The 16,858-nt window shown below is 45.3% G+C and carries 15 protein-coding genes; all 15 read right to left on the bottom strand.

Annotation, left to right across the window (positions count from 1 at the left end):
• Positions 1 to 29 precede the first annotated feature (29 nt).
• Positions 30 to 1,202: a DUF4885 domain-containing protein gene (locus M1D59_RS01530; RefSeq protein ID WP_020450010.1), complete on the bottom strand. Its 1,173-nt coding sequence runs from the start codon at positions 1,200 to 1,202 to the stop codon at positions 30 to 32.
• 150 nt (positions 1,203 to 1,352) lie between these two features.
• Positions 1,353 to 2,426 carry a DUF3900 domain-containing protein gene (locus tag M1D59_RS01525; protein WP_318602611.1) on the bottom strand — a complete coding sequence of 358 codons (1,074 nt, stop codon included), beginning with the start codon at positions 2,424 to 2,426 and terminating at the stop codon, positions 1,353 to 1,355.
• Between the two features lie 96 nt (positions 2,427 to 2,522).
• On the bottom strand, positions 2,523 to 3,221 hold the full coding sequence (locus tag M1D59_RS01520; RefSeq protein WP_268488821.1) for an ABC transporter permease: 699 nt from the start codon (positions 3,219 to 3,221) through the stop codon (positions 2,523 to 2,525).
• A 15-nt stretch (positions 3,222 to 3,236) separates the two neighbouring features.
• Positions 3,237 to 3,920, bottom strand: a complete 684-nt coding sequence (locus tag M1D59_RS01515; RefSeq protein WP_458117733.1) for an ABC transporter permease — start codon at positions 3,918 to 3,920, stop codon at positions 3,237 to 3,239.
• Between the two features lie 14 nt (positions 3,921 to 3,934).
• Positions 3,935 to 4,858 carry an ABC transporter ATP-binding protein gene (locus M1D59_RS01510; RefSeq protein WP_095292799.1) on the bottom strand — a complete coding sequence of 308 codons (924 nt, stop codon included), beginning with the start codon at positions 4,856 to 4,858 and terminating at the stop codon, positions 3,935 to 3,937.
• 94 nt (positions 4,859 to 4,952) lie between these two features.
• Entirely contained in the window at positions 4,953 to 5,888 is a 936-nt protein-coding gene (locus tag M1D59_RS01505; RefSeq protein ID WP_458117732.1) for an ATP-binding protein, read from the bottom strand.
• Position 5,889: 1 nt separating this feature from the next.
• Positions 5,890 to 6,567 carry a response regulator transcription factor gene (locus M1D59_RS01500; RefSeq protein WP_126430477.1) on the bottom strand — a complete coding sequence of 226 codons (678 nt, stop codon included), beginning with the start codon at positions 6,565 to 6,567 and terminating at the stop codon, positions 5,890 to 5,892.
• Positions 6,568 to 6,819: 252 nt separating this feature from the next.
• Positions 6,820 to 7,173, bottom strand: a complete 354-nt coding sequence (locus M1D59_RS01495) for a hypothetical protein (RefSeq protein WP_020450003.1) — start codon at positions 7,171 to 7,173, stop codon at positions 6,820 to 6,822.
• Between the two features lie 15 nt (positions 7,174 to 7,188).
• Positions 7,189 to 9,108, bottom strand: coding sequence for a DUF6792 domain-containing protein (locus M1D59_RS01490; RefSeq protein WP_458117731.1), 1,920 nt, complete (start codon positions 9,106 to 9,108; stop codon positions 7,189 to 7,191).
• Entirely contained in the window at positions 9,105 to 9,827 is a 723-nt protein-coding gene (locus M1D59_RS01485; RefSeq protein ID WP_458117730.1) for a lipoprotein YvcA, read from the bottom strand. Before M1D59_RS01485 ends, M1D59_RS01490 begins: the two co-directional genes overlap by 4 nt.
• A 311-nt stretch (positions 9,828 to 10,138) precedes the next feature.
• Entirely contained in the window at positions 10,139 to 11,665 is a 1,527-nt protein-coding gene (garD, locus tag M1D59_RS01480; protein WP_033155080.1) for a galactarate dehydratase, read from the bottom strand.
• A gap of 88 nt (positions 11,666 to 11,753) precedes the next feature.
• Positions 11,754 to 12,455: a FadR/GntR family transcriptional regulator gene (locus M1D59_RS01475; protein WP_154495802.1), complete on the bottom strand. Its 702-nt coding sequence runs from the start codon at positions 12,453 to 12,455 to the stop codon at positions 11,754 to 11,756.
• A 106-nt stretch (positions 12,456 to 12,561) separates the two neighbouring features.
• Positions 12,562 to 13,929, bottom strand: coding sequence for a glucarate dehydratase (gene gudD / locus M1D59_RS01470; protein ID WP_130569404.1), 1,368 nt, complete (start codon positions 13,927 to 13,929; stop codon positions 12,562 to 12,564).
• A 37-nt stretch (positions 13,930 to 13,966) separates the two neighbouring features.
• Positions 13,967 to 15,343, bottom strand: coding sequence for an MFS transporter (locus M1D59_RS01465; RefSeq protein ID WP_035337354.1), 1,377 nt, complete (start codon positions 15,341 to 15,343; stop codon positions 13,967 to 13,969).
• Between the two features lie 40 nt (positions 15,344 to 15,383).
• Positions 15,384 to 16,850: an alpha-ketoglutaric semialdehyde dehydrogenase GucD gene (gucD, locus tag M1D59_RS01460; protein WP_023857758.1), complete on the bottom strand. Its 1,467-nt coding sequence runs from the start codon at positions 16,848 to 16,850 to the stop codon at positions 15,384 to 15,386.
• Positions 16,851 to 16,858 lie beyond the last annotated feature (8 nt).

Genomic DNA, 16,858 nt, shown 5'->3' with positions numbered 1-16,858 from the left:
ATAGAGGAAACCCATATGTTCCTGCCTAACTAATAATTAACACCCGTTCGGCGCTTTAATTCTCTTAGCCAAGCCGTATCCCCGGTTCCATAGCTTTTCTTTTGCCCTGTATCCCGCAAAGATCCGTTGCTGTAGTCAATAGATAAGATAAAATCCGGAACAGAATCATATCCGGCTTCTGCAAGTCTGTTCAGCTCTGCTCCATAATGAGCGATTGCGAAATGAGCCGTTTTCTTTTGGACAGGGTCCTTCTCCAGCTCTTCTTTATACACATCTAACAAATCACGGCCGTCAGGTGTTACATATCGGCCATCAACCACTTCCAAGTCCTTCAGGTGATAGCCTGTCACCTCATATATCTCGCGAACCGTGTGATACTTTTGCTGCGCTTCTTTGGAATATTGGGCTGAATCGCTGCTCAAGCTTTTCATGATATGCAGAAATAACTGTTTGCTGTTTTCTCCTGATTGCAATATATGTTCAAGTTGATGGATGAGCTGCTCATCATCTGTTCCGCTCACTTTTACTTGATAATCAATCGGTGAAATTGTAAAGGTGAGCGCCGTATCCGCAGGAATGGCAATATGATATTGATCCAGCAGCGCTTGAAGCTGTTTGTTGACTTGGCTGCGCTGATATATTTTCTCATTCTCCGCCTCTACTTCCCCATTAAAATTCACATTTCGAAACGCGGCATCCTGCATATTATAGTTTTGCGCTTTTCCTTTGAACAGCCACTCAGTTTCATTGTCATATGCAGCTTGTCTTTCTGCTGCCGACAGGTCATTTCTGAAATAAGGGGAATTGGAATTTTTGTATTTATCCTTAATATAGCCTAAAGGATCAGGTTTCGTTTTGTTCATTGCATTGATTTTGCTGTATTTTTCATCTAAGATTTTTTTCCTGATATCACTTTCTGACTCATAGGGGTTTTGGGCATTGATCTTCGTTTCTTCCACAGTTTGATCATTTGCTGCTTCGTATGCCCGCCTAAAAGCTTCGGCATGATTCACAATACTGTCCTTTGAGTAGTTCAGCTTACTCAAATTTTCCTTCGATGGTCTTCCTGCTTGACTGCTGGCCTTCTTCGCAAAGGCAGTGATATCGGAAGAGACATTTTTTACAGTTGTATCAGCCGCATTCCTTTTCAACATATTCTGAATCATCAGCTGTGTACGGATGTATTGACTATTGAGACGCATTGGGTACCTCTCCTCAATTCTTTCTATAATCCCTATATCGGCTTGATTATGTTTATATTAACCTTATTAAACAGTAATTTACATAGCACCCTCATCAATTTGGATGAAAAATCAAAAGGCATCCGAAAAAACGGATGCCTTTCCTTATTTCTAATCTTCCCTGTCACTTTTATTCCGTATCCGCTCAATCACCTCATGCAGTCCCTCAGGTTTATAAAATTCCACCGGAGAACTGCCCTTTTCAAAGGAAATCGTCTCGGCTTCTATCAGCGCGACATAGTGCCCGTTTACCTTGGCAAGGTGGATCGAATCTCCGAATTCAGCCAGCAGTCCTTTAATCTCGGTTGCTCCCAGCTTCATTTTCAGCTCTGCCTCAGGCATATGCTCAACGATCTGGGCGGAGGCTTCGATGACTTGATGGGTGTCGAGGCGTTCCTGAATCTCCCGCTTTTCGCTCGCTTCCCAGATTTCGAGATCATGTTCAAACTGCTGGAGTTCTTCGCTTTTGTCTTCAAATGCTTCGTACACATGCTCCTGCACCATGTTCATCACTTGGGACTTCATGATTTCCGGCATCGACTCGCCGTACTCGACGAATTTTAAGAAGTCTTCAAAGTAGCGGGCGTGCGAGGCCTGGTGGATTTTCACTTCGCTTTCCTCTGTCATGCCCTCTTCAGGCATGTGCGGATACTGGATCGATTTCATGTTTTTCGTCGTGATCGCCATTTCGACCTTGCGGATCAGCGATGATTCATCGGCGATCGAAGCGACCTTCGGTTCAAAGTCGCACTTCATGACAAAGACAAATGTATCATCGAAGTATTTGCGCGGTACGGCTGTCGCCACCAAAAAAACGCCTCCCCTGACGGCGCTCGTGTCGAGGTATGTGCGGACGAACTGTTCGCTCAGCTCATTGAATTCTTCCTTTGTCTCCGCCAGTTTTGTTTTGTGAAACAGATTGTAGTTCGGATTAGAATCAAGCTCATGCCCCGGCTCTGTGATGAAGCGGCCGATTTTCGTCGGCACCTGCTCTGATTTCGGATGGCGTTCGGCTTTCCGCTTCACGATTTTTTTCAATTCCCCGTCTAAGAAATCCTTCAGTTCGCTGGTTTCAAATTCCTCTGTATCCAGCGTCTGAAAATGTTTATATTGCTTGTTGGCCTGCTCATCCTTGCCGTCGACCTGAATGACGTAAAAAGAAATATAGCGAATTTCAAATTCCATGACATGTTCACCCGTTTTCCTTGTTGTTTCAGTTCTTCAAGTATAGGTAAATGCCTGGAATCCGTCAATTTGCACCTTCACTATATAATTGATCCATTATAATACATCTTCCCGGTCAATTTTTCGGATCGACCAAAACGCAATAACAATCCCGAGTACAGCCAATGAAACAGGAATATAAATAATAGATGCAATTGAGAATCCAGGACTTTGCTGACCGATCAGCGCAATCAAAATGCAGGATGTCACAATAGTGGCAGGAACGGATTGTTTGCGCATCCCAAAGTATAGTGGAATAAAACTCAACCCTGTCGAAGAAGCAGCGTAAATGAGCATACTGCCAATCTCATTTCCAATGGCTTGCAGCGTCAGTTTTCCCGGGCTGAATTGATAGACATCATTGAGCTGCGAGAAAATAAACGCAAGAATCAGTTCGGACACGATCATTGTCAAGAAGGTCAATCCGCCGGTGAGCAGCAGTTTTGCGGCGATCAGTTTTTTTCGGCTGACCGGATATGTAAACATGACCGTGATGGTTCTGTTTTTATACTCTCCGATGATCAGTTTGGCAATCAGCACGCCTGCAAAGACAATAAACACAGACCTTACAAAAGTTCCGAGAAGCAGCAGCGTGGATCCCGCGTCAGCCATCGCCATTTGGTCTTGAGTAAGATTTTTTTCCTCCGATCCGATCAGGCATAAAAAACCGAGTATACATAGATTTGCAATCACTGCACCTTTGTAATACCACCCTAGTTTCGTTTTTTTAAACTCCAATTTAATTAAATTCAGCATTGAACTTCAACTCCGTTAAAATACATCTATTTTTTCGATCCGCCTTACTGCCAAAAAGGAAAAAATCAGACCGACAGCGGCCAGAGATAAAGGAATATAAACAATTGAAGAAATGGAAAAGTCCGGGCTTGTGGAACTGATCAACATGCTGATCACGACAGACGAAATGATCGTTGCCGCAGCGGAGTGCTTCCGCATTCCGAAAAAGATGGGCACTAAACTCGTTCCTGCGGCGCCAAAAGCAAAAACGATCATTTTCAGAGCCTGCTGAGAAACCATATAAGCTGTTAATTCGCCGGGGATGACCCCATAGATTGAATTCAGCAGAAAAAAAGCAGCGGCAACGCATGCATTTGATATCAATATCGTAATGAAAGTCAGCCCGGCTGCGATCAGCAGTTTAGCAGCCAGCAGTTTTTTTCGGTTGATCGGGTACGTAAACATCACAAGTATTGTCTTGTTTTTAAACTCTGAAATGATTAATTTTGAAATCAGCACGGCTCCGAAAATGATAAAAACCGCTCTGACGAAAGTGCCGATCACAAGAAATGTTTCATCAATCGTTTGGAACGTATCCTTGCCTTCTGTGAAGGTCACCATCCACAGAAAACCGAGGATGATGAAATTGGCAAAGGCGGCTCCGCGTACATACCAGCCAAGCTTCATCTTTTTCATTTCGATTTTCAATAAATTCAGCAAGTGTCTCCGCCTCCTTATGCGCTGGCCGCATTGCCGTTGATTAAGCTGAGGAAGTAGTCCTCAAGCGAAGTATGCTTTTTATTCATGGACTCAATTTCTATATCATTCAAAATCAGAGCTTTAGAAATGGCTGTTTGAGAAGCTTCGGCATCATAAATTCGGATCGTTTTATCATTTAGTATTTTAAAATTAGCAATCTGAAGCTCATGTTCAAGCACAAAGCAAGCCCGCAATTGATTCGGCGTCACGAGTTCAATGTACTCTGTGTTCCGGCCTCTTACGCTTTCCATCGATACTTCTTCAACAAGCCTGCCGTCCCGAATCACTCCGATTGTATCTGCAATCTGCTCTACTTCGTTCAGGATATGGCTTGAGATGAGCAATGTCATTCCATATTCTTTGCTCAATACTTGAAATAAGTTTCTGATTTCTTTAATCCCGATGGGATCAAGGCCATTAATCGGTTCATCTAAGATGAGCAAGTCGGGTTTGGTAAGAATGGCACGCGCGATTCCAAGACGCTGCTTCATACCAAGCGAGAATGTTTTGACAGGTTTGCTGTCGATATTTTTTAAATTCACCATGTCCAGCACTTCCTGAATCTTCGCTTTATTGTGATATCCCATATACTCACAGTGCAGATTTAAATTTTCATTGGCTGTCAGATTTTCATAAAAAATCGGGTATTCGATCATGCTGCCTATTTTGCCGAGAATCTCGTATGATTGATTTGTCAGCTTATGCCCGAGAATATTGATTTCCCCGCTTGTCGGTTTTACGAGGCTCGTCAGCATCTTCATGACGGTCGTTTTCCCGGCTCCGTTCGGGCCGAGAAAACCGTATATTTCTCCCTTTCGTATATGCATGCTTACATTTGACACAACTTCTTGACCTTTGAATGTCTTGGTAAGCCCGCTTGTTTGTACGATGTAAGTCAACTCTGTTTCCCCTTTCCTGTCTTTGCTATGTGTCTATTGTAGCGATGGACGCTGTCTTTTTTATTTCTTGTTTCTTAAGAAATTCTTACGTTTGCTAATAGGTCATTCGTTTTAGCGTGATGGAAAACGCTGTCCGTTCATACGGCTTGCTTTGGAGAGAGATGCCCCCTCCCATTTTCTCAATGAGCCTTTTTGTAATTGTTAAGCCGAGCCCGCTTCCCTGGAACGCTTTATTTCTCGATTCCTCAAGGGTGTACAGCCTTTCGAACACCCGCTGCTGATCATACTCGCCAATCCCTTTCCCACGGTCCCAAACCGTAATAACAATCTGCGTGTCATCATATGTAAGGGACAATCCGATCAGCTTTCCATCTGCACCATATTGAATCGCATTTGATAAAAGGTTTTGCAGAACCCGGTCAAGCGCTTCTTCATTTCCATGTGCATAAACCGGGGTATCCGGGATGTCGATGACAGCTTTAAAACCTTTTGCCTGAACGGCATCATAGTGTTGGAGAATGTTTTTTCTGCATATTTCGTTAATATGTATTTTCGTGAGCAGTATTTGCTTATCTTCTGATTCGAGTTTGGCCAAGTCGAAGAAAGAATTCATCAGCTGAATGATTTCTCCTGTTTTTTGATAAAGTTTTTCCAGCAGCCTTTCACGCTCTTCTTCCTCCATATCCGAGTCATTTTGAATCGCCTCGATATATCCGAGCACAACAGTCAGCGGGGTTTTCAGATCATGGGACATATTGGTCAGCATTCGTTTCATTGACTGCTCCGTTTTTGCAAAGCGGGCTGTTATGCGTTGACGCTCCTCAACAAACAGGTTCATTTGCACGAGCAGATCCCGCAGTACTTTATCATCCGTTCCTAATAAAATTTGATCAGCCGCCTGCTCATTTAGCATCATACTGAGCTTTTCCGTGATGTACTTCAAGTTTTGGTCCCGCTGTTTTTTCATTTTATATTGAACGATATTGAGAGAAGCCAAAATCATCAGCATGCCAATCCATAACATTATCATGCTAAAACTCTCCTAATTTATAACCGATGCCCCAAAGTGTTTTAATATATTGCGGAGAGGAAGGATCATCCTCTATCTTTTCCCTCAAGCGCCTCATATGGACGTTAATAATATTTTGATCGCCAAAATAATCCTCATTCCAAACCGAACGATAGATTTGTTCTTTTGTGAATACTTTTTTAGGGTTTGTCACAAACAAGGTCAGCATCTTCCATTCCGTTGATGTCAGCTGAAGCGGTTCACCATTTTTTTGTACGGATACATTTTCTATATCAATCGTAAGCTCGTGAATACGTAGTTTTTGATTTGCCGGCTCACTGGCGGAATACTGCGTTGCGCGCCGAATGGCGGCTTTTATTCTTGCGGTCAGTTCGATCATCGAAAACGGCTTGGCAATATAATCATCCGCACCAAAACCCAGCCCCAGCGCTTTATCGACATCCCCGTCTTTTGCAGAAATCATTAAAACCGGGACCTTGCTCTGTTCACGGATCAATTTCAGAAAATCCATCCCGTTCAGTTTAGGAAGCATGATGTCGAGCAGAATCACATCATAATTGCCCTGCTGAAACAAGCGAACGCCCTCTTCTCCGTCAAAAGCAAGCACGACCTCAAACCCTTCTTTTGTTAAATAATGATCGACCATTTCACTGATCGAATGATCATCTTCAATAAGCAATATGCGCTGCATCTTGTTCACCCATCCTTTTCAACATAAAAACACACGTGCAATTACACTCATTGTAATTGAAAAACGTGTGTTTTTTACAAAAATTATTTATATTTCTAGTTGAATCCTCTTGTAGCTTCCGGATCTATTGACGGATACCAATCTACTTTCCCACTAACACGGATCAAGTCACAGGCGCGGGGTTGTACAAACACAAGTCATTGGAACAAAAAAATGACCTCTGATGTCAGGGGTCATCTTTTATTGATCAAGGGGCTTATTCTTTTTATAGTAAAGTGTTACGTTTTGCTTCCGCAAAGTTTCAATCATGTCATGATAACTGTTTGCAAACTGCTCGTTGTCTGATTTCATCCGGGTGATGACGGTTTTGCGGTTTTCACTTTTGTGATCTAATTCTTCTTTAATTTTCGTGATCATCATACCTTTTTGCCCTTCGATTTCGCTTTTTAGCACTTTATCAAATTCTTTCAGTTCTTTTAAAACGCTTTTCAGCGGCGCGTTCAGCCGGGCCGCTTTATCCTTTGCTGAAATACTGCTTAAAAACATATATGTCGCTGAAACTGTTTCAGTTTCCTCCAATAACGGTTTTACCATCTTAATCCCCCTCCCCTATGCCTTAAAATCAAACAGCGCCGAAATTTGCTCATCTTCATCGAACAATTTTTCAATGCTGGCGCGAATGCTTTTTACAAATTTCTTTTTGCTGGAGGTTTGTTTTTTTAATTCGCTGACGACGCCGTCGCACTGAGGAAGCGGGGCCGTGTGGTACGAGTCGTGGACGACGATTTTATTCAGCTTTCCGTTTGATCCGGCGAAGCCTGAGGCGAGCTTGAACTGAATGTCGAATTGGTAGCGGGAAGGATTGGCTTCCATGTCATGAATGGCTTTTGTCAACTCAGATTTTTTAATTGCGAAATGATCGTGGATTTCATGGTGGAAAACACGTTGGTAGCGTTCAATTTCAGCCTCAATCTTTGAAATGGCAGCCATCCCCGCCTGGTAAATCCTGATGGCAGATGACAGATTGACCTTTATCTCTTTTCCGTCCTTGCCTTTCTTAGAAAAATAGATGTCTCCTCCTTTGTAGCTGATGCCTTTCTTTTTTGATAGGGCGTTTAGAAGCGGGGTGATGCTGTGGCCTTCGCCAATAAGATTGAGAAGGTCTTTTGTGTCTTGATCCAGTTTGCCTAAGGCTTCTTCCAATGCTTTATAAGTTGAATAAAATTCGATTAAATTTTTCATTAGTGATTGAGAGAGTTGTCTATTATTTAGAGTAAATATGACAGTCTTCCAGTCGACAAGAAATTTGATCTTTTCATATAAAACGTCAAGCCTTCCTGTCAGTCGCTCTACTTCGGCAATGTCTTTTTGAATGGTCTTTTTTTTCGCTTCATCAATATAACCGTTTGCTTCAAGCTGATTGAGAACAGGGCCGCTGTAGGCCTTGACTTTCGCAAAAAATGCTTTAAACTCTGGCAGCTTTTTATCAAGTGCACCCACCATATTCAAGAGGCGGGCCGGATGTTTCAAGCAATATGCTATTTGCTGAGCTGTACCCTCTTCATTCATTATTCCGTTTAAAAAATCCATATCTACGCCGATTGCTTCCACAGCAAAACCCTGAATGCCGCCCTTTCGATAATCAGCAGCATATTTTTGAAAGTACCCTTTCAGTTTGCTCACATCTTCATCAGGAATATGATCAATGACACTTCGGAATCCTTTTATATCCGGGTGTGTGTTCGTCATCTTCACATCGCCGAACGTAATAAAATCAGCCTTCCCGCTGACACCGTAGAGCGGATCGTCACTGGAAATGCGCTGGGTGATGTTGGCTGTGACGCCTTTGTCGTTGTAGTATTTGATGATGGCTTTTTTTAGATCATTTTTAGGAATTTCACTGATTTTTATTGTGCTGAATTTTCTTTTAAGATAATTAGTAAGTTTATAGTCTGCTTTTAAAATATGGTCAACACTGATTTGCGCTCCATTCACTCCATAAACTTCATCAAATTCACCATCAATCAACTGAACTAGCACTTGGTTATTATTTGCAAGAGAATGTCCCATTGCATAAGTGTTTAGACTTTTTACATCTTGCGTTTTTTTCTTTGTTTCGATGGTAAATTCCTTAGTTGCTTTGTATTGACTATCATCCATTCCCAGAAAAAGACCTGAAAAGTTATATACCCAGTCCTCATTATCAGCACTTCCCTGAGAAATTATTTGAAGCTGATTGGTGTCATGAGTTTTATCTTGAATATATACAGCAGTACCATCATAGCCTGAGCTTTTAACAGAAGAATCTTTATTCTGTAAGATCTCCTTTGAGGTATAAATTTTTATATCTTTGGGAAGTTCTTTATTTGTTTCTTCTTTATAGATTCTGCGTACATCAGCGACAAAGTCCTCTTTAGCTTTTTTCACTTCATTTGCATTTTCAGATGCAAATCTTTCTTTATAGCTGTATTCTAAATTTATTAAACGCAGTTTCACATTCTCATTTTCAAATAAATTTTTATTCCTCATTTTTCTTCCCCTTCTGTACTGAAGGTTATTGAATTAACAAGTTTCTTTGCGGTTTTTCTCGCTTTTTCTTCTGAGAGGGAACATGGTTGATCTTCTTTATGGCATGCAAATGTAAAGTTATATTCAACACCTAAATAGTCCTCTTCTATAGACTTTACATAACCAAAATAACTATATGAAAAATTGTATTTTCGATCTATATCATCAAATACCTCTTTCATATGAGCAAAATATATATCTTTTCCGGACTGATCGATTTTTTGGTATTTTCCTTTGTATCCATTCTGTCCGCTAATAATTTCAAGCATCGTTTTGGGTTTATTAACATACGATTGCTGAGAATAATACTTAACTTGAGCATTAAGAACAATATTTGTTTTTTTGTCATAGCTATTAAAGGCGAGGCTCTCTATGTTCTTTCCATTATTTGAGGATAGCTCTGCTTCATACTCCCCATCCTCCGGAAACAACATCGTAAACCCTTTCAGTTTAGACTCAAGCAAATAATAGCCCGGCTCGACTTCCTTTGTTGATGCCATGTATTCTCTTGTTTTCTCATTTTGGAACGCCGGAACCTGCGGGAGGTCTTTCGGGTCCATATCTTTCGGCTTGACCGCTTCTTCTTGATTGCCGTTCTTGCCGTTTTGGCTGTCGTTCATACTGCATCCTCCTGTAAAGATTAGTATTATAGAAAAACACAATATCATCATCTTTTTCATTTTATTAAACCTCCAAGGGCTTTTAAGTTAAGCTGCAAGCACTTCATTTTAATGCGAATGACATGCTTGAAAATGATACTTTTTTATGTTACAACATGGAATAAATTAGATAAATAGGAAATAAGAATCACCACCCTGCAAATCGTATGCCGGCCCTCTGAAAAAACAGGCAGTATGGTTGATGCGCCAAGGCTCCGAAAGGTACTGCGGTTTAGTTTACCAAAGAGGAAATATGAAAAAAGAACCACTTTATACTTCTTGTTAAAAACGAGTTCACAATTAAAAAAGCACCTTATCAAGGTGCTTTTCGATCAAGTCACAGGCGCGGGGTTGAACAAACACAAGTCATTGGAGAGCCCCCAATGTTCCGCCCATGTTTTCCTTCCGCTTGCGACGTTAAGGATCGTCCTGAAAATTTCCCAGCCGACTTCTTCTATTGAAGCTTCACCTGTTGCGATCCGTCCGGCGTTAACGTCGATTAAATCGCGCCAATCTTCTGATAATGACTGCCGGGTTGCCACTTTCATAACCGGAGCCATTTCAAGGCCGTACGGCGTTCCTCTTCCGGTTGTAAATACTTGCAAATGCATGCCCGAAGCCAGTTGCAGGGTGCCGCATACAAAATCGCTTGCAGGTGTCGCTGCAAAAGTGAGTCCCTTCTGTACAGCCCTTTCACCTGGCGCGAGTACGGCATTGATCGGGCTGCTTCCCGATTTCGCGATCGAGCCGAGCGATTTCTCAACCACGTTTGCCAGCCCGCCCCTTTTGTTCCCTGGCGACGGATTGGCGCTTCGGTCTGATTCGCCTCTTTCCAGATAGCGGTCATACCAAGCCATTTCCCGAATCAGGGCGCGACCGACTTCTTCATTGACAGCGCGCGGTGTTAAGAGATGAACGGCATCGCGGACTTCGGTGACTTCCGAAAATAAAACCGTGGCCCCTGCCCGGACGAGTAAGTCGGCCGCATATCCCGCCGCGGGGTTTGCGGTCACTCCTGAGAAAGCGTCGCTGCCACCGCACTGAAGGCCAATCACCAGGTCTGAAGCGGGACATGTTGTCCGCTTCCGTTCATTCAGCCTTTTTAAGCGCTCTTCGGCCATTTCCATAATCGATTGTATCATTTGCTCAAACCCTCGCCGTTCCTGCAATGAAAGAATGTTTTCAGCGTCTCCTTCCGGCTCTATCCTCGTCGGAAGGAGCTTCTCGCAGCCGAGTCCGATCACCATCGCTTCCCCGCCGAAATTAGGGTGTCTGGCGATATTTTGAATCGTTCGGATCGGGATTTTGGCTTCCGGTGCATTAATCGCCACACCGCAGCCGTACTGATGATTTAATGCAGCGACACCGTCAACGTTCGGATATTTTGGAAGCAGTTCCTCTTTAATTCGTTTAACTGCGTAATCGAGAACGCCTGCGACGCATTGCACGCTTGTCATAATGCCAAGCACGTTTCTCGTGCCGACGCTCCCGTCTTCATTCCGGTATCCTTCAAATGTGTACCCTTCAAGAGGGGGAGCGGGTTTTGGAACTTTGTTGGCGATGGGCAGTTCATCGAGCGGCGGAGCTTCCGGAAGCATGATATGCGACTCGGAAATCCCCCCACCTTTTTCGATTGGTTTGACGGCATAGCCGATAACCTCACCGTAGCGAATAACGGCTCCGCCCTGTGTAATGTTCGTTAAAGCCACTTTATGACCTTGAGGTATCCGCTCCTGCAGTTTAAGCCCGCAAGGAAACACCGTCCCTTTCGGCAGTCCGCCGGCATTGACGATGATTGCGGTATTGTCTTTTTCGTTCACCTTAATGTACAGCGGGGTTTCAGTTTGATTGACAAGCATAAGTATTGATCAACTCCCCTTTTCGATCAGCGCCTTTCCACAGCCCTTCTCCCGCTGCGGCACATGTTAGAAAGCGCTGTCAAACAACTTAATGATTGTTTTTTTCATCACGAAGACCATTCAGTATTTTGTCACGTACAAATTTTAAGTGCTCATACATATGGTGATAGGCTTGATATGGGTCCCTTTGTTGAAGGGCTTTCAAAATATTCGTATGATATTCGACAGTCCGGTCCCTTTCCCTGTATGGAATCTGGCTGTCGATTTTGGCGTGTGTGATCAAGAGTGATTGAATCATGCCCTCAAGCACCGGGTTGTTCGCGCTCAAAGCGATAATCCGGTGAAATTCTTTATCTGCTTCTCCATAATGATTATCCGTGCTGTTTGCAATGATATCGATCGTTTCCTGCAGCCTTTCGAGCTGACTGTCATTGATCTTTTCTGCGGCGATCGTGACAAGCCCGAGTTCCAGCGCCATCCTCGCTTCAATAATGGCCGGCAAATTATCAACCGCCAAAGCCAGCATGACAGAAAACGGCTGGATGCCAATTTTATCATTAAAATACGTGCCGTCCCGGGTTTTTCTTTTAATAATTCCGAGCGTTTCGAGTGATATTAAAGCTTCGCGGAGAACGGGTCTGCTCACATTCAGTTTTTCCATGAGCTCGATCTCCGTCGGCAGTTTGTCCCCCGGTTTCAATTGGCCGCTTGATAATAAATGGACGATTCGTTCTACAACCTGTTTCGCCAATGTCTTGCGATTGACTGATTCGACCTGCAATGTTTCCATATCTTCTTCCACGACTGTGGGCCCCCTTTCAGTTGTTCATATTGTAAGACAAAATATCGCGTATGACAATGTCGGCTAGGGGCCTCTCAAACCGCTGTTTCCGCAATTAACGAACAAGACAAGGACGTTTAGGGTCGAAACGCCAATTTTCAATCAAAAACTGCATGGCAACGGCATCATTCCGCTCGCCTGCTTTCATTTTCTCATACCGTTCATTTGCTTTTTCCACCTGTTCCATGTCGATTTCAATGCCGAGCCCCGGCTGATCAGGAACTTGGACATATCCGTCAGCAATTGAAAAAGGCTGTTTTGTCAGACGCTGTCCATCCTGCCAAATCCAATGCGTATCAATCGCCGTGATGTCGCCGGGAGCTGCTGCGGCAACGTGGGTGAACATGGCCAATGAGACGTCAAAATGGTTATTGGAGTGAGAACCCCACGTCAGCCCCCATTCATGGCACATTTGGGCAACGCGGACAGATCCCTGCATCGTCCAGAAATGCGGATCTGCCAGCGGTATATCAACAGCGTGCAGTTGTATCGCGTGCCCCATTTGCCGCCAGTCTGTCGCAATCATATTCGTCGCTGTCGGAATGCTTGTCGCACGGCGGAATTCGGCCATGATTTCCCGACCCGAGTATCCGGCTTCCGCTCCGCAAGGGTCTTCCGCGTAGGCGAGCACATCCCGTTTTCCCTTACAAAGCGCAATCGCTTCTTCCAATGACCACGCGCCATTCGGGTCAAGGGTGATTCTCGCCTCGGGAAACCGTTTTGCCAAAGCGGATGCCGCCTCGATTTCTTCTTCTCCCGAAAGGACGCCGCCTTTTAATTTAAAATCATGAAAACCGTATCGTTCTTGAGCTGCTTCAGCAAGACGGACGATCGCCCCGGGTGTCAAGGCTTCTTCGCGGCGGAGGCGGAACCAATCGTCACTTGCCTCTTGCTCACTAATATAGGGAAGCGTTGTGCGCTTTCGGTCGCCGATGTAAAACAAATAGCCGAGCATCTTCACTTTTTCCCGCTGCTGGCCTTCCCCCAAGAGCGACGCTACAGGGACACCGAGAAATTTCCCGAGCAAATCGAGCAAAGCCGCTTCCAATGCGGTCACTGCGTGTATTGTCGTCCGCTGGTCAAAGGTCTGCATCCCGCGTCCTCCGGCATCCCGGTCTTTAAAACGACGCCTGACAGACTGCAAAATCGATTGAACAGCGCCGAGCGGCTGACCGATGACAAGCGGCTTCGCCTGCTCCAGCGTCTGGCGGATCCGTTCGCCGCCCGGAACTTCGCCGACACCGAGAGCGCCTGATGAATCTTTTAAAATCACGATATTCCGTGTGAAAAAGGGGCCGTGAGCTCCGCTTAAATTCAAAAGCATACTGTCGCGCCCTGCCACGGGTATGACCTGCATATCAGCAATTGACGGTGTTTGCGATGCTTTCTCCTCTTTTACATGCTGATGAATGTTTGTATTCATATCGATTTAGCCTCCCTCTTATTAAAGCGCTTACATTTCATATGGATAAAGTGGTGTCCGCAGGGTCTTCCTCTTTCTGCAGTTCGATGCGCTTGATCGGCCCGACGAGAAACAGATAACTTAATACCGCGGCAATCGCGTTGGCACCGACAAACACAAGCGCTCCGTTAAATGAGCCTGTCGCATTCACGATATATCCGATGATAATCGGTGTCGTGATGGACGCAATATTTCCAAAGGTGTTGAAGATGCCGCCGCTCAAGCCGGCACACTCCTTTGGCGAGGTATCTGACACAACCGCCCAGCCCAGCGCGCCAAATCCTTTTCCGAAAAAGGCAAGCGACATGATGGAAACGACCAGCCAAGATGAATCTGCATAGTTGCATACGATCATCGAGCAGGACATCAGCATGCCGAGGATGATCGGCGTTTTTCTGGCAACCGTTATTGAGCAGCCCTTTTTCAAAAGGAAGTCTGACACGAACCCGCCCAGCAATCCTCCTAAAAATCCGCAGATTGCAGGAAGCGATGCGACAAAACCCGCTTCAAGGATCGACATGCCGCGTGCCTGAACGAGATAGACCGGAAACCAGGTCAGAAAGAAATAGGTCAACGTTGTGATGCAGTATTGGGCGATATACACCCCGAGCAGCATCCTGCTTCTTAAAAGCTGCTTAATGTAAGGCCATTGGGACTCCTTTTCCTTCTTTTCCGCGTTCTTTCCCTCATCCATCGAGACAAGCGCGCCGCCTTCTTCGATGTACGCCAGTTCGGCGGCATTGATTCTCGGGTGTTTTTTGGGTTCGTAAATCGTTTTCAGCCAAATAAACGACATCGCAATCCCCAGAGCACCCATAATGACAAAAACCGTATGCCAGCTGAATGAGTGGGCGAGCCACCCCATCAGCGGTGAAAAAATGACAAGTGCAAAGTACTGCGCCGAGTTGAAGATCGCCGATGCTGTTCCGCGTTCAGAGCTTGGAAACCAGGAAGCCACCACCCGGCCGTTGCCCGGGAAGGACGGCGCTTCTGACAGACCGACGAGAAACCGGAGCGCAAATAAAAGGATAACGGCCGTTCCCGCGGCGAAAAAGCCAAGCGTTCCCTGCAAAAGGGTAAACAATGACCAAAAGAAGATGCTGGCGGCGATGATGATTTTCGAACCAAAGCGGTCGAGCAGCCAGCCTCCGGGAATTTGGCCGACAACATACGCCCAGCCAAATGCGGAAAAGACATACCCCATCGCCACCGAACTCAGCCCAAGCTCATGCTGCACAGAATCGCCGACGATCGAGAGTGTCGCACGGTCGGCATAATTAATGGATGTGACGAGAAACAGCATAGACACGACAAACCAGCGGACAGAACTTCTTTTCCCCGCGGTATGGGGGGAGGCTGCACGATTTTTTTTCATAGCATCTTCTCCTTTATTCATTTGTACCGAAACGATTGATTTACGGTTTGACAAATACGGTTTTCACAGCTGTAAAAAATTCTTTTGCTGCCTCCCCCTGTTCCCGTGAATGTGAACTCGATTGTTTAACGCCGCCGAATGGCGCCTGCAGTTCGACACCGGCGCTTTCGGCGTTGACGCGAATGAGCCCCGCTTCAATTTCATCTATGAATGACAGCATCCGGCCGATGTTTTGCGTAAAAATGGAGGCGCTCAGGCCAAATTTGACGTCATTGGCCGTCTCCAAAGCTTCCTCAAGTGTATCCGCCTTGATTAATGCGATGACCGGGCCGAAAATTTCTTCTTGGGCAATCGTCATGCCGGAAGTGACATTGTCAAAAATGGCTGGCCTGATATAATAGCCGTTTTCGTATTTTCCATCTGCCAGCCTATCGCCGCCGAAAATGAGGTCCGCTCCTTCTTGCTTTCCTTTTTCAATATAGGACAGGCAGTTGTCAAGCTGCTGTTTGTTCGCAATCGGTCCCATCCAGACATCTTCTTTTAAGCTGTCGCCGATTGTAATTTCTTTTGTTTGTTGAAGCAGCTTTTCTTTAAACCGGTTATAAACACCGTTTAAGACGATGACGCGGCTTGTCGCCGTACACTTTTGACCCGTCGACCGAAACGCTCCGCTGATGACCGCTTCAACCGCACTATCAAGGTCGGCGTCATCTGCTATGATCACCGGGTTTTTGCCGCCCATCTCAAGCTGATACTTCGCCCCTCTTTCAAACGCCGTCCGGCCGATAATTTTTCCGGTTTGGTTCGACCCTGTAAATGTAATTCCGTTCACATCCGGGTGTTCGGCAAGCCTTTGGCCGGCCGATGATCCTGGCCCTGTCACCGCATTGACCACGCCTGACGGAATCCCTGCTTCTTCAAAGCACGAGATAATTTTAAGGCAGGTGACTGCGGTTTCTGTAGCCGGCTTGATGACGACCGTGTTTCCATAGATGAGGGCAGGCGCCATTTTCCAAATTGGGATGGCAATGGGAAAATTCCAAGGCGAGATGACGCCGACGACACCGAGCGGCACCCTGTCGGTGTACATGAAAGCGGATGTGTCGGTGGAGGGAATCACATCGCCCGTTTTCCGCATTCCCTCTCCGGCATAGTATCTGAGAATCGCGATTCCCCGCGCTGTTTCTCCTTTTGCTTCAGGCAGTGTTTTCCCCATTTCACGCGTCGCACACTCGGCAATTTCATTGAGGCGCTGTTCCATGATATCAGCGGCCTTGTAAAGAAATTGACCGCGCTCCGCTCCCGACAGCTTTCTCCAAGCCTTTTTGGCCTGCTTGGCCGCTTCAACCGCCCGGTCTACATCCGCAATCGAAGATTTTTGCACAAGCCCGACGATATCCCGTGTATCTGCCGGGTTCAAGCTCTGTTCCATCCCGCCCGATTCAGCCTTCACCCAGCGGCCGTTGATAAAGTTAAAATACGTTTTATTTTCAGCTGCAACAGACATCTTCAAAT

It is taken from the genome of Bacillus sp. PK6-026 (assembly GCF_054161455.1).
The sequence above is the reverse complement of the archived record's forward strand: the minus strand, read 5'-3'. Positions and strand labels throughout refer to the sequence as shown.